The sequence below is a fragment of the Peribacillus sp. 05N428 genome (assembly GCF_056397085.1).
Genome location: NZ_JBFTMS010000109.1, coordinates 1 through 1,530 on the forward strand (window position 1 = coordinate 1; position 1,530 = coordinate 1,530).

The following is a 1,530-nucleotide window of genomic DNA, read 5'->3' on the forward strand; positions in this document are numbered from 1 at the left end:
GAGAACCTGAACTAGAAGATGACCTGAACTTGGACCTTCCATTAGAACCTGAACTAGAAGATGACCTGAACTTGGACCTTCCATTAGAACCTGAACTAGAAGATGACCTGAACTTGGACCTTCCATTAGAACCTGAACTAGAAGATGACCTRAACTTGGACCTTCCATTAGAACCTGAACTAGAAGATGACCTAAACTTGGACCTTCCATTAGAACCTGAACTAGAAGATGACCTAGACTTGGACCTTCCTTTAGGACCTGATCTAGATGAATTAAACTATTCTAGTTTAGAGAGTGATTTAGCCAATGAATTAAGTCAATTAGAAGAAGGATTAGAAAACCCAGAGGAAAAGAACAGGGAAATGTCGATGGAATTTGAAAGGTAAATAGATAGAAAAAAAGGTGTTTGCTATCGCTAAGTTAGCAAGCACCTTTTTTCTGTATTTCCTTAATTACAGGGGTTTTCTTATAGGTACTTATCCCTATTTATTGGAAATAACCTTGTAAAAAAGTGGTTATTCGTTTACAATATAAATATAAATTAAAATTCGTGTGTTTAGGAGTGGGGAAATGGCGCCTGTAGGAAAGAACGTTAAAATGATTAGTATTACTGCAGCAGTTGTAACAGGAGTTTCTATTGGAGCTTATATGGCGGTAGATTCTTTGTCCGATGATAAGGTAAATGGGGTTAGCCAGAAAGCTACCACAAGGGAATCTGAAAAAAATAAACCTGATAAGAGTGATAAAGATTTAGGGTTCGATTTTGAGGTTGAAGATGAAGAAGAAGACAAATACGATGATTTAGTCGCTGTTGCTTCTAAACCAAAGGAAGTTGATTCCTCTAACTTATTTGCTTATCAGAATGAAGAAAGTGTTAATGAGTATGCGTTTCATGATACTGAAAAAGTCCAAGCAAAAGTTAATAAGGATGGACAATTTGCATTTAATGATGAACAAATGGAATCTGAAACAGGTATTGATATTCATGATATTAATGATGTAGTTGCAACTGTAGATAAAGAAAAAACAGAAACATTAATATCAAAACCAGTAATATCAAAACCAGAGCCAGAAGTGCCAGCTAATCCGCAACCAGAACCGGAAGTACCAGCTAATCCGCAACCAGAACCGGAAGTACCAGCTAATCCGCAACCAGAGCCGGAGCAGCCAACTAATCCGCAACCAGAGCCGGAGCAGCCAACTAATCCGCAACCAGAGCCAGAAAAGCCGACAGATCCAGTAGAACCACCAGTTGAGCCAGAAAAGCCGACAGATCCAGTGGAACCACCAGTTGAGCCAGAAAAGCCGACAGATCCAGTGGAACCACCAGTTGAGCCGGAACAGCCGACAGATCCAGTAGAACCACCAGTTGAGCCAGAAAAGCCGACAGATCCAGTAGAACCACCAGTTGAGCCAGAAAAGCCGACAGATCCAGTRGAACCACCAGTTGAGCCGGAACAGCCGACAGATCCAGTAGAACCACCAGTTGAGCCAGAAAAGCCGACAGATCCAGTAGAACCACCAGTTGAG

Annotated in this window: 1 protein-coding gene and 1 pseudogene; both read left to right on the forward strand. The window is 41.0% G+C overall.

All coding sequences use genetic code 11. From position 1 onward, the window contains the following. Positions 1-386 (forward strand): hypothetical protein (locus AC1DIV_RS29910; protein WP_477577956.1); only part of this gene is annotated, 386 nt, incomplete at its 5' end. A 166-nt stretch (positions 387-552) separates the two neighbouring features. Further along, positions 553-1,530: pseudogene (locus AC1DIV_RS29915) on the forward strand (hypothetical protein); the annotation flags it as partial.